17 protein-coding genes and 1 pseudogene are annotated in these 21,895 nt (G+C 71.9%); 6 read left to right on the plus strand and 12 right to left on the minus strand.

The window, feature by feature from the left end; genetic code table 11:
* Positions 1-237: 237 nt before the first annotated feature.
* From OG485_RS03405 to OG485_RS03430, 6 genes are all read right to left on the minus strand, one after another.
* Positions 238-765, minus strand: coding sequence for a DUF6328 family protein (locus OG485_RS03405; protein ID WP_328664332.1), 528 nt, complete (start codon positions 763-765; stop codon positions 238-240).
* Positions 766-895: 130 nt separating this feature from the next.
* Entirely contained in the window at positions 896-1,222 is a 327-nt protein-coding gene (locus tag OG485_RS03410; RefSeq protein WP_328664334.1) for a plasmid stabilization protein, read from the minus strand.
* Positions 1,223-1,465: 243 nt separating this feature from the next.
* The gene (locus OG485_RS03415; protein WP_328664335.1) at positions 1,466-1,969 is read right to left on the minus strand and encodes a DUF3618 domain-containing protein; all 504 of its coding nucleotides are present in this window, start codon (positions 1,967-1,969) and stop codon (positions 1,466-1,468) included.
* A gap of 155 nt (positions 1,970-2,124) precedes the next feature.
* Positions 2,125-3,138, minus strand: a complete 1,014-nt coding sequence (locus OG485_RS03420; RefSeq protein WP_328664337.1) for an NAD(P)/FAD-dependent oxidoreductase — start codon at positions 3,136-3,138, stop codon at positions 2,125-2,127.
* Positions 3,135-3,668: an isoprenylcysteine carboxyl methyltransferase family protein gene (locus tag OG485_RS03425; RefSeq protein WP_328456647.1), complete on the minus strand. Its 534-nt coding sequence runs from the start codon at positions 3,666-3,668 to the stop codon at positions 3,135-3,137. The genes OG485_RS03420 and OG485_RS03425 overlap by 4 nt, the downstream gene beginning before the upstream one ends.
* 40 nt (positions 3,669-3,708) lie before the next feature.
* Positions 3,709-4,767 (minus strand): type III polyketide synthase, encoded by a 1,059-nt coding sequence (locus OG485_RS03430; protein WP_328664341.1) that lies wholly within the window; start codon positions 4,765-4,767, stop codon positions 3,709-3,711.
* A gap of 143 nt (positions 4,768-4,910) precedes the next feature.
* On the opposite strand from OG485_RS03430, the gene OG485_RS03435 reads away from it, so the two are divergent.
* Positions 4,911-5,783 (plus strand): UbiA family prenyltransferase, encoded by an 873-nt coding sequence (locus tag OG485_RS03435; RefSeq protein ID WP_328664344.1) that lies wholly within the window; start codon positions 4,911-4,913, stop codon positions 5,781-5,783.
* A gap of 179 nt (positions 5,784-5,962) precedes the next feature.
* On the opposite strand, the gene OG485_RS03440 is transcribed toward OG485_RS03435, so the two are convergent.
* A complete protein-coding gene (locus OG485_RS03440; RefSeq protein ID WP_328664345.1) occupies positions 5,963-6,496 on the minus strand; it encodes a lamin tail domain-containing protein in 534 nt (177 codons plus the stop codon).
* Between the two features lie 836 nt (positions 6,497-7,332).
* Positions 7,333-7,536, minus strand: a complete 204-nt coding sequence (locus tag OG485_RS03445) for a cold-shock protein (RefSeq protein ID WP_037622929.1) — start codon at positions 7,534-7,536, stop codon at positions 7,333-7,335.
* A 563-nt stretch (positions 7,537-8,099) separates the two neighbouring features.
* Between OG485_RS03445 and OG485_RS03450 the strand changes: the two genes are divergently transcribed.
* Together OG485_RS03450 and OG485_RS03455 are read left to right on the plus strand one after the other, a co-directional pair.
* Complete coding sequence (locus tag OG485_RS03450; RefSeq protein ID WP_328664366.1) at positions 8,100-9,611, plus strand: hypothetical protein; 1,512 nt, start codon at positions 8,100-8,102, stop codon at positions 9,609-9,611.
* A gap of 258 nt (positions 9,612-9,869) precedes the next feature.
* A complete protein-coding gene (locus OG485_RS03455; protein ID WP_443048898.1) occupies positions 9,870-13,958 on the plus strand; it encodes a molybdopterin-dependent oxidoreductase in 4,089 nt (1,362 codons plus the stop codon).
* A gap of 39 nt (positions 13,959-13,997) precedes the next feature.
* Here the strand turns inward: OG485_RS03455 and OG485_RS03460 are convergent, their stop codons facing one another.
* Complete coding sequence (locus OG485_RS03460; protein WP_328664370.1) at positions 13,998-14,495, minus strand: NUDIX hydrolase; 498 nt, start codon at positions 14,493-14,495, stop codon at positions 13,998-14,000.
* 227 nt (positions 14,496-14,722) lie between these two features.
* Here OG485_RS03460 and OG485_RS03465 point away from each other — a divergent pair, with 227 nt between their 5' ends.
* From OG485_RS03465 to meaB, 3 genes are read left to right on the plus strand one after another with little or no spacing between them, the layout of a single operon-like run.
* The gene (locus OG485_RS03465) at positions 14,723-16,531 is read left to right on the plus strand and encodes a methylmalonyl-CoA mutase family protein (protein ID WP_328664373.1); all 1,809 of its coding nucleotides are present in this window, start codon (positions 14,723-14,725) and stop codon (positions 16,529-16,531) included.
* The gene (gene scpA, locus OG485_RS03470) at positions 16,531-18,705 is read left to right on the plus strand and encodes a methylmalonyl-CoA mutase (RefSeq protein WP_328664375.1); all 2,175 of its coding nucleotides are present in this window, start codon (positions 16,531-16,533) and stop codon (positions 18,703-18,705) included. Before OG485_RS03465 ends, scpA begins: the two co-directional genes overlap by 1 nt.
* On the plus strand, positions 18,702-19,685 hold the full coding sequence (gene meaB, locus OG485_RS03475; protein WP_328664378.1) for a methylmalonyl Co-A mutase-associated GTPase MeaB: 984 nt from the start codon (positions 18,702-18,704) through the stop codon (positions 19,683-19,685). The genes scpA and meaB overlap by 4 nt, the downstream gene beginning before the upstream one ends.
* 238 nt (positions 19,686-19,923) lie before the next feature.
* Here the strand turns inward: meaB and OG485_RS03480 are convergent, their stop codons facing one another.
* The 3 genes and pseudogenes from OG485_RS03480 to OG485_RS03490 form a co-directional block, all read right to left on the minus strand.
* Entirely contained in the window at positions 19,924-20,145 is a 222-nt protein-coding gene (locus OG485_RS03480; RefSeq protein WP_326784383.1) for a CbtB domain-containing protein, read from the minus strand.
* 245 nt (positions 20,146-20,390) lie between these two features.
* Positions 20,391-21,509, minus strand: a complete 1,119-nt coding sequence (locus OG485_RS03485; protein WP_328664385.1) for an enoyl-CoA hydratase/isomerase family protein — start codon at positions 21,507-21,509, stop codon at positions 20,391-20,393.
* A 144-nt stretch (positions 21,510-21,653) separates the two neighbouring features.
* A pseudogene (locus tag OG485_RS03490) lies at positions 21,654-21,866 on the minus strand (cupin domain-containing protein); the annotation flags it as partial.
* Positions 21,867-21,895 lie beyond the last annotated feature (29 nt).

The following is a 21,895-nucleotide window of genomic DNA, read 5'->3' on the forward strand; positions in this document are numbered from 1 at the left end:
TTGTGCACGGTGCCAACTCACGATCAGTCAGAGAGGACGTCCCGTGCGTCGAACCATGCTGTTGTCTGTCTGTGCTCTTGTCGCCGCCGCCGCCACCGGATTCTTCACCACCAGCGCCATCCGCAACCGCTGACAGCGAGACGCCCCCACGCGCTGCCGGACTTTGCGCGACCGGGCGTCCGCCGGTGGGACGGCCGCGGAGGCCGTCCCACCCGGGGCATGTGGGCGGCGTCCGGTTCAGTCCGCTCCACCGCTGTCCTCGTCGCGGGAGCCGGCCGCGCGGTCCGCCATGCGCACGCGAAGAACCGCCGGGATGACGAGCCACCACAGGATGTACAGCCCGGCCACACCCGCGACGATCCAGGGCACGTACGAGTCGTCGTCGGTGGCGGTGCGCAGCACCAGCAGGAGGGAGGAGATCATGGTGAGCAGCAGGAGCAGCAGGCCGAGGAGAGTCAGCCTGGACGCCCATACGACAGCCTCCGGCTTGATGAAGCGGCCCGTCACGATGCGGTGGAACGCCACGGGGGCGACCAGCGCGCCGATGGCCGCGGCACCGAGGACGATCGTGACCATGTACAGGGTCTGGTCCGCCTCGGACAGCCGCCGGTAGGACGGCTGGAACACCACGGTCAGCAGGAAACCGAACAGGATCTGCACGCCGGTCTGGGCCACGCGGATCTCCTGGAGCAGGTCCGCCCACTTGCGGTCGGCCCGCTCCTCGGGCGATTCATCGCGTCCGTCGGTCCGTGTGTCGCCCTGCATCGGCAGTCCCTCTCCTGGTGGCACCACCCGCCGAGCCGCTCCTCGTGTCGCGGCCCGCCCGTGTGACGCGCCGTGTGACGCGGCCTCCCGGCTCGCGGCCGGTCTCCCGCTCGGCGCCGCGATACGTCGCTCAGCGGCCCAGCGCGTTCCTCAGCTGCTGCTTGCTCATGGACGAGCGTCCCTGGATGTCGCGTTTCTTGGCCTCTTCGTACAGCTGGTCCTTGGTGGGGCCCTGCGCCCCGGAGTGCGAGCGCTCGCCACCCCGCTGCGACGCCGACTTCGGGTCGCGCAACGACGCCTTGCTCGCCGTCTCGGACTCGCCGGCCCTGGCCCGCTCCTTGTTCACCGTGCGGGCCGCGATCTCCTTGGCGCGGCTCGTGGACTCCCCGCGGTCCTGCGCGCTCTGCTTGATGTGTTCGTACTGCCGCTCGCGCTTCCTGTTCGATCCGGCAGGCATGGTGCACCCCTCTTCCTGGATGTGGCCGGTACGTGCTGGATGCGGCCCGTACGTGGACCATCGGGTACCCCCGATGGTCCGCGGCCTCACGGGCCGCCCGGAATTGCGTCCCTACGGCCCAGGAACGGCGGAAGTCCCCGCACCGGGACGGCCGGGGACTTCCCCGCGGCAGCGGACACCGGCGGACAGGAGCGCCGCGCGTCGCGGCGGATCAGCCCGACGCCGCTCCGCGCGGCCGCCCGTTCATCCCTTCCGGTGGCGGAGCACCAGCCACAGGAGGACGGCGGCGCCCGCCGCGGCCAGAACCAGCGTGCGGTTCTCGCGCGCCAGCCGCGCCCCCTGGGCAGCCTGTTGCCGCAGGGGTTCCGGTGCCTTCTCCTGCCACACGCCGCCGGCCTGCGCGGCCTTGTCCCGCACCTGGTCCGCGGCCTGGGCCGCCCGGTCCCTGACCGGGTCGGGCACCTTGTCCTGCACCGTGTGCGCGGCCCTGGCCGCCCTGGTCCTCAGCTCGCCCGCCTTGGCCAGAGCCTGCTCGGCGACCTCGGCGGTCTTCTCCTTGGCCTGCTCGGCCATCTCCACGGTCTTCTCCTTGACCTCGACGCCCTTGTCCTTGGCACGGGCCTTGGCATCGGCCTTGTCGGCCAGTGCGTGGACCGTCTCTCCCAGCTCGGCGCGGGTGCGCTCGACCTGTTCACGCATCTCGCCGGGTGTCGTGGGGGTGTGCTCGTCGTCGGACGGTTCGCTCATCGGTGGGCACTCCTCTTGATCGCGATCACGGTGGCCACGAGGGCCTGGACTGTCGGGACCCAGCGTGCTCCGGCCGTCGCTCAGGACCCGGGTACCCCGAACCAGGCGGTCCAGGGCGGTTCTCGTCGTTCCCGGTCGGTGAGGTTTCCGCCGCGCTACTGGAGGGCGCGGACCGCGGCGGTGAACACCGGAGGCAGCCGGGCCGCCGCCGGGACGACCATGCGGGCGGTGCCGGGGCGGCGGCTCGCGGCCAGGAGGGCGCCGGTCAGCAACCGGTGCCGCCTGGTCAGCAGGGCCCACGCCCGCTCGTACTCCCGTGGCCTCCCCGACGCGAGGCAGCGGACGGCGGCACCGGCCGTCGCCAGGCCGAGGGCGATCCCCTCGCCGGTGAGGGCGTCGACATAGCCCGCCGCGTCGCCGACGAGCAGGACACGTCCGGCGACCCTGCGGCGTACCCGCTGGAGCAGCGGCCCGGCGCCTCGCACATCCGTGGCCCCGGCCCCGCGCAGCGACTCGGTGAGGTCCGGGAAGCCGACCAGGTGCTCGTCGTATCCGCGCCGCACGCGGCTGAGGACCGCGACACCGACCAGGTCGTCGGCGACCGGTGTCACGTAGGCCTCGCCCCGGCCGGACCAGTGGACCTCGACGAAGTCCGTCCAGGGCTCGACACGGTAGTGCCGGCGCAGTCCGTAGCGCCGGTGCGCGCCGCCGGGCAGTTCCAGCCCGAGGCCGCGGCGGACAGCGGAGTGCAGGCCGTCGGCGGCGATCAGCCAGCGCGCCGTGAGTCCCGCGGCGGTGACCGTCTCCGCGGTCTGGCGCACCTCCCCCGCCCTGCCCGGCACGATCCGCACACCGAGGCCGAGCGCGCGCTCGTGCAGCGCGCGGTGCAGCTCGGTACGGCGGATGCCCAGGCCGCGGGAGCCGCGGAAGGACGCCTCGGCGCGGGCGGTGCCGTCCACGTACCGGATTCCGCGCAGTTCCTTGCCCACGGGTTCGACGCCCAGCACCCGCAGCCCGGCGACGCCGCTGGGCATGACCCCTTCTCCGCAGGCCTTGTCGACGGGCGCGGTCCGCGGCTCGACGACGACCGCCTCCAGGCCCGCCAGCGCGCTGTGGATCGCGGCGGCCAGACCGGCCGGGCCGCCACCGGCCACCAGGACGTCGATCACGCCGGAACGGACCCGAACGAGGTGGCCACGCCGGCCAGTGCCCGGTTCTCGCACCGGATGCGTACCGTGAGCACGGCGGCGTTCACCAGCGTGAAGACGACCGCCGTGACCCAGGCGGTGTGCACCAGGGGCAGGGCCACGCCCTCCGCGACGACCGCCACGTAGTTCGGATGCCGCAGCACCCTGTAGGGGCCGCGAGCCACCAGCGGCAGGCCGGGCACGACGATCACCCGAGTGTTCCACCGGGACCCCAGGGTGACGATGCACCACCAGCGCAACGCCTGGGCGCCCGCGAGCACGGCCAGCATGGACCAGCCGAGTGCCGGGACGAAGGGCCGGCCGGCCAGCCACACCTCGGCCGGGCAGCCGAGCAGCAGGGCGGTGTGCAGGGCTACCATCGCCGGGTAGTGCCCCCGGCCCGCCTCGATCGCGCCGCGCGCACGGCTCCAGCGCCCGTTGCGACGGGCGACGACGAGTTCGCCGGCCCGTTCGGCGGCGACGGCGGCCACCAGCAGTGCGTACCAGTCCATGTGTCCGTGTCCCACCGTTCCATGTCGTGCGCCGGGTGGCCTACCAGCGCAACAGCACCAGTTCACAGGCGAAGCCCGGCCCCATCGCCAGCAGCAGGCCCGGGGTGCCGGTGGGCGGCCGGCGGGTGGCCAGGGTGTCGCGCAGTACGTGCAGCACGGACGACGAGGAGAGGTTGCCCACGTCGGCCAGATGACGCCAGGTCACGTCCAGCGCCCCGTCCGGCAGTTCGAGTGCGTCACCGACGGCCTCCAGGATCTGGGGGCCGCCGGGATGGCACACCCACGCGCTGACGTCCTTCGTCTTCAGACCGTGGTCGTCCAGGAACCCCCGTACGTCGTCGGCGAGGTGACGGCGCACAACCTCGGGGATCTCCGGGTCCAGAACGACCTGGAAGCCCGAGTCCTTGATGTCCCAGCCGAGGATGCGGCTGGTGTCGGGATACAGCCGGCTGCGCGTGTCCACGATCGTGGGCCCGGCGGCTTCGCCCGTACGACGGGATCCGCAGGCCACCACCGCGGCGGCGCCGTCGCCGAACAGGCCGGTGGCGACCAGGTTGGCCAAGGAGGCGTCGTCGCGCTGGAAGGTCAGCGAGCACAGTTCCACCGACAGCAGGACCGCGACCTCCTCGGGCCGGCCCAGCAGATAGTCGTGCATCCGGGAGAGGCCCGCGGCACCCCCGGCGCAGCCCAGGCCGAACATCGGCACCCGTCTGACGTCCGGCCGCAGTCCGAGGCGGCCCGCCACCCGGGCGTCGACGGAGGGCGCGGCGATCCCCGTGACGGAGGTGAAGACCAGCAGGTCCACATCGGCCGCGGACAGGCCGGCCAGGCGCAGTGCCTCCCGGACGGCCTTGGCCCCCATGTCCGTCGCGGCCTGGACGAAGACGCTGTTCGCGGCGCCGAATCCGTCCAGCGCCTCGTACTGTTCGAGCGGCAGGGTCATGTGGCGGCCGCCGACCTTCGCGGCGCGGTGCAGCCGGTCGAGCGCGCGCCGGTCGGCGCCGTCCCGCAGACACCTGCGGGCCACCATGTCGGTGATCTCGGACTGGTCGTAGCGGTGCGGCGCGAGGGTTCCGTGAACGGCGGCGATCCGCGTCATAGGGCTCCCGTCCGAACCGGCTGGGGTGGGCTTGCCCCACAGCCCTTCCCCGGACCCGCACATCGCCACCAGGGATCGCCCGTCCGGCCGTTCGTCCCGTGGCGAGCCCGGGCCGCGCGGACGAAGCCTCCTACCATCGGCGGGTGGGTACTCCCGAGCACACGACGGCCGGAGACACCGTGGGGCGTGGGAGCGGCCCGGTGGCCGGTCTGGGCCGGGCGTGCCACCCCGGGCCGGTCGTGGCGGTCACCACGCTGACGGCCGCGCTGGCCGTGATCACCGGCCTTGGTCCCGGGGGTTGTCTCCTGGTCTGGGCCGCCGTGCTCGCGGGGCAGTTGTCCGTCGGCTGGTGCAACGACGCGTTCGACGCGCGGCGGGACATCGCGGCGGGCCGCCGTGGCAAGCCCGTCGTGGACGGCACGATCGGAGCGGGGCAGGCGTGGGCTGCCGCGTACGCGGCGCTGGCCCTGTGTGTGCCCCTCTCGCTCCTCTGCGGCCTCGCGGCCGGCGCCGTCCACCTGACCGCGGTCGGTGCGGCATGGGCGTACAACCTGCGGCTCAAGGCCACCTGTTGGTCCTGGGCGCCCTACGCGCTGGGGTTCGCCGCGCTCCCCGCCTTCGTGACGCTCGGGCTGCCCGGCCGTCCGTGGCCGGCCTGGTGGGTCCTCGCCGCCGGGGCGCTCCTGGGGGTCGGAGCGCATCTGGGCGATGTGCTTCCCGACATCCGCGGCGATCTGGTGACGGGGGTACGGGGGTGGCCGCAGCGGCTGGGACCGGACCGTGCCCGACTGCTGCTCCCGGTACCGCTGGTGATCGCGTCCGCGCTGCTGGCGCTGGGGCCCTCGGGGCCGCCCGGTCGGCGCGAGGTGACGGCGCTGGCCCTGGTCCTCCTGGTGGCGGTGACGGGGACGGTACTGGGACGCCGCAGGGAGCGGCTGGCGTTCGCGACGGCGGTCGTCGTGGCGGCGGTCGATGTGGGCCTGTTGCTCGGCGGCACCGGGATGGGGCCCGGCTGAACGGTCATTGACCGGAGGGGCGCGTTCCCGTACACGAGGAAGGCCCGCACCGTGCGGTGCGGGCCTTCCTCGGCGAAGCCGTCCGGCGGGCCGAGTGATCACGGGGTCTGGCGGCGTCCGGCCGTCGGCCGGTCATCCTCCATCATCCGGTGCTGAACGGGCGTGCCGTCAGGGGACGTTCAGCGGCCGTCGTGGCCACGGTGGTCGTCGCGCCCGTGGCCGCGGTGGTCGTCACGGCCGTGGTTGCGGTCGTGGTGCCGGCCCCAGGAGACGCTGTCGACGAAGCGGCCGCGGTCGTTCCGCAGCGTGGCTTCGTCGGAACGGTTGTCCCAGACCTCGTTGCGGCGGTCCTGGAAGAGGTCGCGGCTGGTGTCACGTCCGTAGCCGGTGTGGACACGGACGGTGGCACGGCCGGCCAGGGTGTAGTGCCTGAAGGTGTAGCGGTTGCCGTCCTTGTCCTTCAGCGTCCACCCGTTCAGGTTCACCCCGTGGCGACCGGAGTTGGTGATTTCCACCCACTCCGCGTTCAAGGAACGCGCGGAGCGGTCGTCAAAGCCCGGCGCGTCGCTCTGGACCCTGCTGATGGCGACGTGCGAGCGGTCGAAGCGCGGCTCGGCGGCCGAGGCCGACACGGACGCCGAGCCGACCAGCGCGCCGGCCGCCAGGGCGGCGGCCACCATGCGACGGGCAGTGACAGACGTGGAAACGGACATGAATGCTCCTCAAGGTTCGAGAGCCGGCACACCCCGTGCGGGCCCCCTCTCGGGGAACCCGCACGGTGCGACCCTGTGCGAGTCCCGGCCCGGTGGCCGAGGACTCATAACTTGCTGCACATCCCCGCCCAGGACGGGCGACACCCGACCCCTGTTACGAATTACGGACATGTCGGTTACAGATGCTTGTATCAGCCCTTTAACTGCCGAAAGCCGATGATTGACGGCTCGTCATCGCCAACTCCCGTACTCCTGCAGCTTCCAGGCGATAGTCGGGCATCTTCCACGTCACCCCAGCCCACCGAGCCGTCACCCGAAAGTGAGTAACACCGTTCCGCTCCGGTCGGATCGCGTGACGGTCCGGGGATCAGGCTCGACGAGACGACCCGGAAGACGGGACCTCGAAAACGGCCCGGAAAAAACAGAACCCTGAAGGCACACACATCATCGACGCGGCCGGACCACGAGCCGCGGAAGCAACGGGTGGCATCCGGGGGAGTCCGCGCCGCGACAGACGTCATCGGCCGGACCGTTCGCCGGCGGATTCAGCCCGGTCTCGGGCCGGAAGATCTCGGGCGCTTCGGCACGACCCGCGCGAGGTGGTGGGTCGCCGACGAGGGAGGACGGTGCCACTCGGGCCGTCGGAGCCTCGGCGCCGGAGGCGCCGGAAAGGGCGGATGCCGCCCGCCGCGGGCGTGTCTCACGCTGCCGCTGTGTCAGTACACGGCCCGCCCGCCCCTCTTGGGGGGGGGGAACGGCGAGCCTTCGTCGTCCGCCGTCCCGCACGACGCCTCGACCGAAAATGTTCGGCGAGGCGCCGTGCGGGCGTGACGCAATCAGGCGGGGGTGATGTTCTCCGCCTGCGGGCCCTTCTGACCCTGGGTGATGTCGAACGTCACGGCCTGGCCTTCCTGGAGCTCACGGAAGCCAGTGGCGTTGATGTTGGAGTAGTGCGCGAAGACGTCGGGGCCGCCGCCGTCCTGCGCGATGAAACCGAAGCCCTTTTCGGCGTTGAACCACTTGACAGTTCCGCTGGCCATGCCAGTGCCTCTCACTCGATGACGGGTCCGCACCGCGCGAACCCGGAGGTAGTCGTCCTGGTCCTCGGGCACTGCACAGCAAAACGCCCGCACCACGGCGCGGGCAGGTACTGCGAACCACGACATCTGCCAGCGACGTTACACGGCGAGAGCGCCTCTCACCAGAGAGCGAGGGCCGTCAGGTGCGGCGCCACTGCAGACACACACGCCTCACGACGGCCCGATGTCCGCGTCCGGCCCCGGTCGTCGAGCGACGTCGGAACACGGCCGCCCCATGGCTCATGGTCACGGACCACCCGTCAGGACGGCGCCGAAAAGGCTCACGGACGGACCGCCCCACGTGACGCAGAACACGATGAGAAGAGGTGGTCACTTCGTGTGCGACGTACAGGGTCGCTGTCGTTCGGAGTGGCCGGCTGGGCACAGAGGGTCGATGCGGGCACTGTCGCAGGTCGCTGACTGTCCGTACGCTGACAAGTCAGGTAAGTTCAGGCGTGATCGACGGGGGGACCGTCATGTCTTGGGATCATCAAAGTGCTCATGCAGGCTTCGTCGTTCCGCCGATGCCTGCCGCGCCGCCACCCGCTCCCGCCAGCCCCTGGCGGGCCCTCGCGGTGGCGTTGCTGAACCTCAGCGGGCTCGGGCTCGGTTACGCCGTCGTGCGCCGCTGGGGGCTGATGGCCGTGTGCTGGGTCGCGACGGCGATCCTGCTCGTGGTGGCCCTGCCCGCGGACCCCGACGGAGTCCCTGGCACTGCGCTCGTGCTCTACCTGCTCTTCCTTGTACTGACCGCCGCGCACGGCGCGTCCGTGGGCCTGCGGGCCCGGTTGGCGCTGCTGCCCAGCGCGTTGATCGCTGCGGTGCTCGGTGTCGTCCTGCTGGCCGTGCCCGCAGGGGGAGTCGTCCTGTACGACGGCGCGCGCGACGAGGCGACGGAACGGATGCTCCTCGACCGGCTCGACCGGGCCGACAAGCTGGTCGAGCAGTCCGGGAAGCAGGACTTCTCGACGGCCGAGACAGGCTATCGCCGCGCCCTGGCCGCCTACAGCGCGCTCGGCGAGGACCACCCGGGCTCACGCGCGGCCCGGCAAGTGCCCGACCGGCTCAAGACCTACTACGCCACCGTCGCCGCCCCGTACGCGCGAAAGGACTACTGCTCCGCCGTACCGCCCTTGCAGTACCTGCGTACGCTGCCGGGCACCATGGACAAGAAGGCGCTGGGAAGCCTCGCCCACTGGCCCGACGACCGGCTGGCCACGTCGCTCTACGCCTGCGCGACGGCGTCCCTGAACGGCGGGGAAGCGGGCTGGACCGCACAGTTCGGCGAGCTGCTGTCGACCTTCCCCAGGTCCGCGCAGGCCGGGAAGGTCGAGCCCGCCGTGAAGAGGGCGGTCGACAAGGCGGTCGACTCCGTGGGCGGCGACGACCCGTGCACCGCCGTGAAGCGGCTCGGCACCCTCGACACCCAGGTCCGCGGACTGCCCGGGGAGCAGGCCGGTGTGGCCGACGCCCTCGGAAAGGACGCCGACCGGGCCTCGCGGAGCGCGCGTTCGGGCACGTACGCCTGCGGTGTCGACCAGTACAAGGACGGAAACTTCGCCGACGCCGTCACCACCATGAACGACTTCGCCAAGAACAACCCGCACCACAAGAACCGGGCGCGCGCCCAGAAGATCGCCATCGCCGCGGAGGTCGCGCAGACCGTGCCCGCGGCTGGCAAGCGTCTGCCGACCACGGCGTCGGGCGGCAGCATCGCCGTCACGGTCAAGAACGACAGCCCCGACGACATCACGGTCATGTACACGGGACCGGTGACCGGGAGTTTCACCCTCAAGGCCTGCGGGGGCTGCTCCTCGTACTCGCTGGGCAGCACGCTGGGAATCGGCTTCAAGCCGTGCAGCGACAGCGGCAAGCACTACCCGCAGCGGACCATCCACCTGCCCGTCGGCACCACCTACTTCGTGCACAAGTCCCAGAGCGGCACCGGAAAGTCCCCCGCCTCGGACACCGCCAAACTGTCACCGGGCTACATCTACACGGAGTGTGCGTACACCACCTCGAGCTTCGGTTACTGAGCCGGTGACGGGGCGCCCGGCGCGAGTCCGGGTGCCCCGTCACCGTTTCAGGCCACGCAGCACGGGCCCACACCTCACAGGCCCCGGAGCGGCGGTGTGTGGAGCGCGTAACCCCCGGTGATCGAGCGGCTGACAACCGCGTAATGGGTCCTTCGTAGCGTCGGTGGAGGAAGGTACCGATCACACGGAGGGCCGCTCGTGACCACGACCACCCAGCAGGTGCGGACGGTCTGCTCGTACTGCGGTGTCGGCTGCGGAATGGTTCTCGACATCGGTACCGGGCCCGACGGACGGCGTACGGTCCTGAAGGCGTCAGGCGACAAGGCGCACCCCGCCAACTTCGGGCGTCTGTGCACCAAGGGCGCGACCACGGCCGACATGCTCGCCGCCCCCGGACGGCTCACCTCGGCCCTCGTGCGCGCCGAACGGGGAGCGGAGGCCGAGCCCTCCCCGGTGGACGCGGCGATCGCCGAGACGGCCCGTCGGCTCCGCGCGGTGATCGACGAGCACGGCCCGGACGCCTTCGCGTTCTACGTGTCCGGGCAGATGAGCCTGGAGGCCCAGTACCTGGCGAACAAGCTGGCCAAGGGTTTCGTCGGGACCAACCAGATCGAGTCGAACTCCCGGCTGTGCATGGCCAGCGCGGGCACCGGATACAAGCTGTCACTGGGCGCGGACGGCCCGCCCGGCTCCTACCAGGACTTCGAGCACGCCGACGTCTTCCTCGTGATCGGCTCCAACATGGCCGACTGCCATCCCGTCCTGTTCCTGCGGATGATGGACCGGGTGAAGTCGGGCGGCGCCCGGCTGATCGTCGTCGACCCGCGGCGCACCGCGACCGCCGACAAGGCGGACCTGTTCCTGCCGGTCCGGCCCGGCACGGACCTGGCACTGCTCAACGGTCTGCTGCACCTGCTGTACGAGAACGGTCACACGGACGAAGCCTTCATCGCCGCGCACACCGAGGGATGGGAGGCGATGCCGGAGTTCCTGGCCGACTACCCGCCCGCCACGGTCGCCGCGATCACGGGCGTGGCGGAGGACGACCTCCGCGAGGCGGCCCGGCTCATCGGCGAGGCCGGGGAGTGGATGAGCTGCTGGACCATGGGCCTGAACCAGTCCACGCACGGCACCTGGAACACCAACGCGCTGGTGAACCTGCACCTGGCGACGGGGGCGATCTGCCGGACCGGCAGCGGCCCGTTCTCGCTGACCGGCCAGCCCAACGCCATGGGCGGCCGGGAGATGGGATACATGGGTCCGGGACTGCCCGGCCAGCGGTCGGTGCTGGTCGACGCGGAGCGGGCCTTCATGGAGAAGTTGTGGGAACTGGCCCCCGGCACGGTCCGCAAGGACGGGGTCGGCCAGGGCACGATCGAGATGTTCCGGAAGATGGCCGACGGGGACATCAAGGCGTGCTGGATCATCTGCACCAACCCCGTCGCGTCCGTGGCCAACCGCAAGACCGTCATCGAGGGCCTGGAGCGGGCCGAGTTCGTCGTCACCCAGGACGTGTTCGCCGAGACGGAGACCAACGCGTACGCGGACGTCGTCCTGCCGGGAGCCCTGTGGACCGAGACGGAGGGCGTCCTCGTCAACAGCGAGCGCAATGTCACGCTCGCCCGGCCCGCCGTGGAGCCGCCCGGGGAGGCGATGGCGGACTGGCGGATCATCGCCGCCGTCGCCCGCGCCATGGGCTACGAGCGGGGTTTCTCCTACGACAGCGCGGAAGAGGTCTTCGAGGAGATCAAGCGCGCCCACAACCCGAAGACGGGCTACGACCTGCGGGGCGTCAGCTACGAGCGGCTGCGCTCCACCCCGGTGCAGTGGCCCTCCGCGCGCGAGGACGGCCCCGACCGCAATCCGATCCGCTATGTCGGCGAGGACGGCGGGGGCCCGGTCTTCCCCACGGCGAGCGGCCGGGCGGTGTTCCACGCCCGCCCGCACATCGCTCCCGCCGAGATGCCGGACGACGACTACCCGTACGTCCTGAACACCGGCCGGGTGCAGCACCAGTGGCACACCCTCACCAAGACGGGCAGGGTCGCCAAGCTGAACAAGCTCGACCCCGGGCCCTTCGTGGAGCTGCACCCGGACGACGCCGCCGCGCTCGGTGTCGCCGACGGCGACTCGGTGGAGGTCGCCTCCCGGCGCGGCCGGGCGGTGCTGCCCGCGGTGGTGACCGACCGGGTACGGCCCGGCTGCTGTTTCGCGCCCTTCCACTGGAACGACCTGTTCGGTGAATACCTGAGCGTCAACGCCGTCACGAGCGACGCGGTGGACCCGCTGTCCTTCCAGCCGGAGTTCAAGGTGTGCGCGGTGTCGCTGACCAAAGTGACGACTCCGGTGTCCGTGACGGCACCGCGAACGGCCACGGTCACGGCCACGACGGGACCCGGGAGCGGGGCCGGCGCGGTTCCGGCCCTCGCGGCGGCCGCCGTGACCGGGAGGCCTGGTCCGCCGGCCGCCCTGCCCACGCCTCCCGCTGGCGTCTTCGGGCTTCAGCCCGCCCCGCCACCGGTCCTGGCAGAGCACGAGCGGCGGTATCTGGTCGGCTTCCTCGCCGGCATCGAACCGGGTGCTCCGGGCGTACCGGTGCTGCCTCCGGGGGCGCCCTTCAGTCCCGAGCACGCCCTGTGGGTGAACGGGGTGCTCGCCGGCATGTACTCCCGGGCCGTTCCGGGGACGCCGCCATCGGCCCCGGCGCCCGCCGGCCCCCTCCGGGAGGTCGTCGTCCTGTGGGCCTCGCAGACCGGCAACGCCGAGGAGTTCGCGACGGCCGCCGCCGACCGGCTGACCACCACCGGGCACAAGGCCACTCTGGTCGGCATGCACGACGCCCACCCGGGGGAACTACCCGCCGGCGCCGACGTCCTTCTGATCACCAGCACCTTCGGTGACGGTGACGCGCCCGACAACGGCTCCGGGTTCTGGGACGCCCTGGCCGCGCCCGACACTCCCCGACTGGACGGCCTGCGCTACGCGGTCCTCGCGCTGGGCGACTCCTCGTACGACGACTTCTGCGGGCACGGCCGCCGCCTCGACCGGCGCCTCGACGAGCTGGGCGCCGTACGCCTCGCACCGCGCACCGACTGCGAACCCGACTACGGGCCCTCGGCCACGGCCTGGCTCGACCAGGTCCTCGCCTCCCTGACCGACGACGCCGTGGAGACGACCGCGCCGGGAGCGTCCCCTCCCCCGGCACCACCGTCCGCCGCCCCGCCGAGGAGGCCGGGCCCCGTCACCGCCCGTCTGGCCGGAAACCGGCTGCTCAGCCTGCCCGGCGCGGGCAAGGAGGTCCGGCGCTTCACCTTCGACACCCGCGACAGCGAGACCCCGCTCGTGTACCGGGCCGGCGACGCCCTCGGCGTACGCCCCGTCAACAGCCCGGAACTCGTCTCGGAATGGCTGGCCGCGACCGGACTCGCGCCGGACGGCACCGTGCGCCTGGAAGGCGGCGGGGAGATGCCCTTCCACGACGCCCTGCACCGGCATCTGGACATCACCCGGATCACTCCCGGGATGCTGCGCTTCGTCGCCGAACGCACGCACGACCGGGTCCTGAAGAAGCTCCTGCGCCCCGACAACAAGGACGAACTGGCCCAGTGGTCCTGGGGCCGTCAAGCGGTCGACCTCATCGCCGAACACCCGGTCCGGGCGGACGCCCAGGAATGGGCCGACATGCTGAGGCCGCTCCAGCCCCGGCTGTACTCCATATCCTCCAGCCCCCTGGCCGACCCGCACCTCGTCTCGCTCACGGTCTCCGTCGTCCGCTACGAGAACCACGCCGGACGGCCGCGCCAGGGCGTCTGCTCACCCTTTCTCGCCGACGCGGCCCCCGGCACGCCGGTACCGGTCTTCGTCCAGTCCTCCCCGAGGTTCCGGCCGCCGGCCGACCCCGCCACCCCCATGGTGATGGTGGGCCCCGGCACCGGGATCGCGCCCTTCATGGGTTTCCTGCACGAACGACGCGCCCTCGGCCACCGCGCGCCCAACTGGCTGTTCTTCGGCGAGCAGCACCGCGCCACCGACTTCTACTACGAGGAGGAACTGGCCGGCCTCCTCGCCGACGGCACCCTCAGCCGCCTCGACACGGCCTTCTCCCGCGACCAGCGGGCCAAGGTCTACGTCCAGGACCGGATGCGCGAGCACGGTTCCCAGCTGTGGTCCTGGCTCCGCGACGGAGCGCACTTCTACGTGTGCGGCGACGCCTCCCGCATGGCCAAGGACGTCGACCAGGCCCTCCGGGATATCGCCGTCGCCCACGGCGGCCACAGCGCGGAGGGCGCCGCCGCGTACGTCAAACAACTCGCGGCCGAGAAGCGGTACGTCCGCGACGTGTACTGATCGAGGCGGGCCCCGCCGTACGCGGGGCCCCGCTCCCGGTCAGGGCGTGAGTCCCCCGTCGGGCAGGAAACCGAGGTCGACGGGCGTCGTGGGCGGACCGTCCCGCCGTACCGAGGCCAGCAGTTCCGGAAGCCGGGGCGGCCAGAGCGGTTCCGCCGCTTCCGCCAGGTCGCGCGGCGACCACCATCTCCCGCCGAGAATGCCTTCCGCCGCCTGCGAGGCGGCCAGCTCGCCGCCCGGCTGCCGGCGAGGGCCGTAGGCGAGGAAGATGTGCTCGTACTGCCGTACGGGGACACCGACGCGGGTGAAGTCGTGTTCCCAGAAGCACAGCGCCGTGCCGCCGGGCTCGATGTCCGTCCAGCCCGTCTCCTCCCGCACCTCGCGCACGGCGGCCTGGAGCGGGGTCTCCCCCGGATCCATTCCGCCGCCGGGCAACGCCCAGTGGACGCCGACCTCCTCGTTGTCGTACCGGAACATGAAGACGGCGCCCGCCGGGTCCAGCACCGCGACTCTGGCTGCCTGCCTGGGTATCCGCATCGGTTCACCGTGACAGAGCCGGGCCGCGCTGTCGATCAGCCCGGACGACGTCGGCAGAGCACCGCCAGGTCGGCGTATTCGCCCGGGGCGAGGCTTCCCGGGCTGTCCTCCCAGCGGCGGGCGAAGGCCCCGCCCGACGGCTGAGATCTGGATCACCGAAAGCAAGAGGTCAAGGTCACAGGCTTCGCCTCTGCTGCCGCCCTAGCGGTCTGACCTAGCATCCGAGCATGACAGTCCTGCCCAACGACGGGCTCGCGCTGGCCGCCGAGTTCCCTTCCGCGACCCATGACCAGTGGCAGCTCCTGGTAGAAGGCGTGCTGCGCAAATCGGGCAAGGAGGCCTCGGGCGCGGCAGCCGAAGACGTGCTGACCACGACGCTCGAGGACGGTCTCGCCTCCAGGCCCCTCTACACCGCGCGTGACACGGCCGCCGACGCCGGTTTCCCCGGCTTCGCCCCGTTCGTCCGGGGCAGCAGGCCCGAGGGCAACACCGCGGGCGGCTGGGACGTACGGCAGCGGCACACGTCGGCGGACAACGCCCTGGTCCTCGGCGACCTGGAGAACGGCGTCACGTCGCTGTGGCTCACGGTCGGTGAGGGCGGCATTCCGGTCCCCTCGCTCGAAGCGGTCCTGGACGGCGTCTACCTCGATCTGGCGCCTGTCGTCCTCGACGCGGGACCCGACGTCGAAGCGGCGGCCCAGGAGCTGCTGCGGCTGTACGCGGCACGAGGCGTCGCGCCGAGCGCCGCGCGCGGCAACCTCGGCGCGGACCCGCTCGGCCACGAGGCCCGTACGGGGTCCCCGATGTACTTCGCCGCGGTCGTCCCGCTCGCCGCGCGCTGCGCCGCCGAATACCCCGGACTCCGGGCGCTGACCGTCGACGCGCTCCCGTACCACGAGGCGGGCGGCTCGCCCGCGCAGGAGCTGGGCGCCTCCCTGGCGACCGGTGTCGCCTATCTGCGCGAGCTGACCGAGGCGGGCCTGTCCGTCGAACAGGCTTGTGCGCAGCTGGAGTTCCGGTACGCCGCGACCGCCGACCAGTTCCTGACGATCGCCAAGCTGCGGGCGGCGCGCAGGCTGTGGGCCCGGATCGCCGAGGTGTGCGGGGCACCGGGCGCGGGTGCGCAGGTGCAGCACGCCGTGACCTCGCCGGTGATGATGTCGCGCCGCGACCCGTGGGTGAACATGCTGCGCGCGACCATCGCGACGCTCGCGGCCGGTGTCGGCGGCGCCGACTCCGTCACCGTCCTCCCCTTCGACCACGCCCTCGGTCTGCCGGACGCGTTCGCGCGGCGCATCGCCCGCAACACCTCCACGATCCTCATCGAGGAGTCGCATCTGTCCCGGGTGATCGACCCGGCGGGCGGCTCCTGGTACGTGGAGAAGCTGACCGACGAACTCGCCCACGCCGGCTGGGAGTTCTTCCAGGGGATCGAGCGGGACGGCGGCCAGGCCGCGGTCCTGCGCTCGGGCCGGCTGGCGCGCGACCTGGCGGACACCTGGGCGGCCCGTTCGGTCAAGCTCGCCAAGCGGCGCGAACCGATCACCGGCGTCAGCGAGTTCCCGCATCTGGCGGAGCGCCCGGTGGAGCGCGAGCCCGCTCCCGAGGCGCCGTCCGGCGGACTGCCGCGGGTGCGCCGCGACGAGGCGTACGAGGCGCTGCGGGCCCGCTCCGACGCGCATCTCGCCGCCACCGGGGCCCGCCCCCGGATCTATCTCGCCACGATCGGCCCGGCCGCCGCGCACACGGCGCGGAGCACCTTCGTCGCGAACCTGTTCCAGGCCGGCGGCATCGAGGCCGTCACGGACGGCTCGTTCGAGGACAGCGGGGCCACCGAGGCCTGCCTGTGCTCCAGCGACGCGCTCTACGAGGAGCAGGCCGCGAGCACGGCTGAAGCCCTCACGGCGGCCGGGGCCCGGCACGTCTTCCTGGCCGGCCGCCCTGCGGGGTACGCCGGTGTCGACTCCTATGTCTTCGCGGGCTGCGACGCCGTCGCCGTCCTCTCCGCCACCCTCGACCGCATGGGAGTGTCCTGATGGGAATCCCCGACTTCTCCGGAATCGAACTGGGGACGCCCACCACCGAAGGCAGCGCCGACGAGTGGAGTGCCGCCGCAGAGAAGGCCACGGGCGGGAGCGAGGCGTTCTGGGAGACCCCGGAGGGCATCGCGGTCAAGCCGCTGTACACCGGCCGTGACACGGAAGGCCTGGACTTCCTGGACACGTACCCGGGCATGGCACCGTATCTGCGCGGTCCGTACCCGACGATGTACGTCAACCAGCCCTGGACGATCCGCCAGTACGCGGGCTTCTCCACGGCGGAGGAGTCCAACGCCTTCTACCGCCGCAACCTCGCCGCGGGCCAGAAGGGCCTGTCGATCGCCTTCGACCTGCCCACGCACCGCGGTTACGACAGCGACCACCCGCGCGTGACGGGCGACGTCGGCATGGCGGGCGTGGCCATCGACTCCATCTACGACATGCGGCAGCTCTTCGACGGCATCCCGCTGGACAAGATGACCGTGTCGATGACGATGAACGGCGCCGTCCTGCCCGTCCTCGCGCTGTACATCGTGGCGGCCGAGGAGCAGGGCGTGCCGCCCGAGAAGCTGGCCGGAACCATTCAGAACGACATTCTGAAGGAGTTCATGGTCCGCAACACCTACATCTATCCGCCGAAGCCGTCGATGCGGATCATCTCCGACATCTTCGCGTACACCTCGCAGCGGATGCCGCGCTACAACTCCATCTCCATCTCCGGGTATCACATCCAGGAGGCGGGCGCGACGGCCGACCTGGAGCTGGCGTACACGCTCGCGGACGGTGTGGAGTACATCCGGGCGGGCCGCGAGGCGGGCCTGGACGTGGACGCGTTCGCGCCGCGGCTCTCGTTCTTCTGGGCGATCGGCATGAACTTCTTCATGGAGGTCGCCAAGCTGCGGGCGGCGCGCCTGCTGTGGGCGAAGCTGGTGAAGCAGTTCGACCCGCAGAACGCCAAGTCCCTTTCCCTGCGCACCCATTCGCAGACCTCCGGCTGGTCGCTGACCGCGCAGGACGTGTTCAACAACGTGACGCGCACGTGCGTGGAGGCCATGGCCGCCACCCAGGGCCACACCCAGTCGCTGCACACCAACGCCCTGGACGAGGCGCTCGCGCTGCCCACCGACTTCTCCGCGCGGATCGCCCGCAACACCCAGCTGCTGATCCAGCAGGAGTCCGGCACGACCCGGGCCATCGACCCGTGGGGCGGCAGCGCGTACATCGAGAAGCTGACGTACGACCTCGCCCGCCGGGCCTGGCAGCACATCGAGGAGGTCGAGGCGGCGGGCGGCATGGCGCAGGCCATCGACGCCGGCATCCCCAAGCTCCGGATCGAGGAGGCTGCGGCCCGCACCCAGGCCCGCATCGACTCCGGCCGCCAGCCGGTCATCGGCGTCAACAAGTACCGGGTCGAGACCGACGAGAAGATCGACGTCCTCAAGGTCGACAACTCCTCCGTGCGCACGCAGCAGATCGAGAAGCTGCGGCGGCTGCGCGCGGAGCGCGACGAGCGGGCGTGCCAGGACGCGCTGGACGACCTGACGCGCGCCGCGGGCGGTGAGGGCAACCTGCTGGAGCTGGCGGTGCGCGCGGCCCGCGCGATGGCCACCGTCGGGGAGATCTCCGACGCCCTGGAGAAGGTGTACGGGCGGCACGCGGGCCAGATCCGTACGATCTCCGGGGTGTACCGCAACGAAGCAGGGGAGTCCCCGTCCGTGGACCGCACCCGCACCCTGGTGGACGCGTTCGAGGAGGCCGAGGGCCGGCGCCCGCGCATCCTGGTCGCCAAGATGGGCCAGGACGGTCACGACCGCGGCCAGAAGGTGATCGCGACCGCCTTCGCCGACCTGGGCTTCGACGTCGACGTCGGCCCGCTGTTCCAGACGCCGGGCGAGGTCGCCCGTCAGGCGGTCGAGGCGGACGTGCACATCGTGGGCGTCTCGTCGCTGGCCGCAGGACACCTGACCCTCGTGCCGGCGCTGCGCGAGGAGCTGGCGGCGGAGGGCCGCGAGGACATCATGGTCGTGGTCGGCGGGGTGATCCCGCCGCAGGACGTGCCGACGCTGCTGGAGATGGGCGCGGCGGCGGTCTTCCCGCCCGGGACGGTGATCCCGGACGCGGCGTACGACCTCGTCCAGCGGCTCTCTGCCGACCTCGGGCACGACCTGTGATCCAACTCGACACCTATGTCAAGGGTGTGCTCGACGGGAAGCGGGCGCTGGTCGCCCGCGCCATCACGCTCGTCGAGTCCACCCGGCCCCAGCACCGGGCACTGGCGCAGGAGTTGCTGACCGAGCTGCTCCCGTACAGCGGGAAGGCCCGGCGGATCGGCGTCAGCGGGGTGCCGGGCGTGGGCAAGTCGACGTTCATCGACGCGTTCGGCACGATGCTGACCTCGCTCGGGTACCGGGTCGCGGTGCTCGCCGTCGACCCGTCCTCCAGCCGTACGGGCGGCTCGATCCTCGGTGACAAGACCCGTATGGAGCGCCTGGCCGTGGACCCGGCCGCGTTCATCCGCCCCTCCCCCACCGCCGGCACGCTCGGCGGCGTGGCGAAGGCGACCCGCGAGTCGATCGTGGTGATGGAGGCGGCCGGCTACGACGTGGTGCTGGTGGAGACGGTCGGCGTCGGCCAGTCGGAGACCGCGGTCGCGAACATGGTCGACTCCTTCCTGCTGTTGACGCTGGCGCGTACCGGGGACCAGTTGCAGGGCATCAAGAAGGGTGTCCTGGAGCTGGCCGACGTGATCGCCGTCAACAAGGCGGACGGCCCGCACGCGCGCGACGCCCAGTCCGCCGCGCGTGAACTGGCGGGCGCCCTGCGGCTGATGCACGGCAGGGACGCGGCCTGGACGCCGCCGGTGCTGAGTTGCAGCGCCCGCGAGTCGGCCGGCCTGGACACGGTCTGGGACCGTCTGGAACAGCACCGCACACTGCTCGACTCGACCGGCCGTCTCGCCGAGAAGCGCCGTGACCAGCAGGTGGACTGGACCTGGACGATGGTCCGGGACGAGCTTCTCGGCCGCCTGCACTCCGATCAGGCCGTACGGGCGGTCGCCCCCGACCTCGAACGGCAGGTACGGGAGGGCGGGTTGACGGCCACGCTCGCGGCGGAACGCATTCTGAAGGTGTTCGGCGGCGAAGGCCGCTGAGTCGGACGGCGGTGGCGGGGCAGGTCGGAGCCCGGCCACCGCTCACACCCGCGGTGACCCGCGACGGGCCGGGCTCCCCGCAGCCGCCCGTCGCGGCCCGTGCAGGACGACAGGCCCCCGGAAGGATTCCGGGGGCCTGCGGTGTACTCGGTCCACCGAGCGAGTAGGCGACGACCAGGGCGAGTACACCGGCCGCGAGGCCGGCGAGCGTGCCTCGCACGAGCAGGTGTCCCTCGCGTCAGTGGCAGGGGAAACCGAGCAGGTGGCGGGCGTCGTGCACCCACTCGTGGACGTTCTCGCCAGAGACGACGGAGGTGGCGCCCTGTTCGGCGCCTACGAAGTACAGCAGGACCAGCATCAGGATGCCGAAGAAGGCCGCCCAGGGGACGATCGCACCGATCGGCAGCTTGGCGGGAAGGGCGGGGGTGGTGGCTGTCGGCGGAGCGACGGTCTGCGCCATGGCAGGACCTCCTCGGGAGTTCGCGTCCCATCTCGGTGGTGCACAGGATGACGCCTACGGGTCTGACTCACGGGCGCCCAGCATGGCTGGAGCGTCTCGTTCACAGTGGCGCGACCGTGCCGGATCTCCACCGGCTTCCGTCTTGACGTCATCGATATCGGACCGACCGTACCGCGTGCCGCGTACCTGGCCAAGACCGCGCCGACCGGGGTGATCTTCTTCTCGTCCCAGGTGACGCGCTGTCCTCAGTCCTGCCCCGCCGTGTCCCCGCCGGTGCCGGACTCGTCGTCGGACAGCCCGAGTTCACGCTCACCGAGGGGAGAGAAGAAGCGCTCGACGTCGGCGTCGGTGACCTCGGCGAGCGTGGCCGGGGACCAGCGCGGCTCGCGGTCCTTGTCGATGATCCGGGCCCGGACACCCTCGACCAGGTCGGGGGCGGACAGGGCCGCACAGGAGACGCGGTACTCCTGGTCGAGGACCTGCTCCAGCGATCCGAGCCGCCGGGCCCGGCGCAGGGAGGCCAGCGTGACCTTCAGGGCGGTCGGCGAATTACCGAGCAGGATCTCCGCCGTCTCCTTGGCGGCCGGGTCGTCCGCCGCGAGCAGCCGCCGGATGATCTCCTCGACGGTGTCGGCGCTGTAGCAGGCGTCGATCCACTCGCGCTGGTCGGCCAGTTCCGCCGGTGGCGCGGGCCGCGCGTGAGCCGCCACGGCCTCCGGTACGGGCCGGTCCGCGAGGTCGGACACGAACCGCGGGAGCGCGGAGGACGGCAGGTAGTGGTCGGCGAGGCCGCACAACAGCGCGTCGCCGGCGCCGATGGAGGCGCCCGTCAGGGCGAGGTGCGTGCCGAGTTCGCCCGGGGCGAGGGCGAGCAGGTAGGTGCCGCCGACGTCGGGGACGAAGCCGATGCCGGTCTCGGGCATGGCGACGCGGGAGCGCTCGGTGACGATCCGGACGCTGCCGTGCGCGGAGACGCCGACGCCGCCGCCCATGACGATGCCGTCCATGACCGCCACGTACGGCTTGGGACAGCGGGCGATGCGGGCGTTGAGGTGGTACTCGTCGCGCCAGAACGCGGCGGACGCGGTGCCGTCCCCGTCGCGCGCGTCGTCGTGGACGACCCGGATGTCGCCGCCCGCGCACAGGCCGCGTTCTCCGGCGCCGGTGATGACGACGGTCTCGACGGCGGGGTCGTGTTCCCAGGCGGTGAGCGCCCGATCGATGCGGCGCACCATCGCGTGGTTCAAGGCGTTCAGCGCCCTGGGCCGGTTGAGGACGATGTGGCCGACCCGTCCTTCGGTGCGCAGCAGGACGGATTCCTCGGCGCCGCCGGGCTCTGAGCCGGATGTCTCGGTGCCGCTCATCCGAACGCCTCCGCCGGGCGACGGGTCACGATGACGCGCATGATCTCGGTGGTTCCTTCCACGCTCCGGCCGGCTCGCGGGTCACGACGGCCTCCTCGCCACCGTACCCACCGCACCCGTCACGTGATCGAACGGCCCGCGCGCTCAGCCCTCTCCGGCGTCCTTCAGCACGTACAGTCCGGGCAGGTTGACCACGATCGCCTCCTGGGTGCTGCGGGCGATGACGACGACGGCCTCCTGTGCGGGGTCCGGGTTCTCCTCGCGGTGCGGCACGAACGGCGGCACGAAGACGTAGTCACCGGGTGAGGTGCGCCGCTGTACTTCCTCGGACATCTCCCCCACGTCGTCGAGGAACACCCCTCCCAGGACCACTCGCCAGGGGCAGC

The sequence above is a fragment of the Streptomyces sp. NBC_00328 genome (genome assembly GCF_036139655.1).
Classification (GTDB): Bacteria; Actinomycetota; Actinomycetes; order Streptomycetales; family Streptomycetaceae; genus Streptomyces.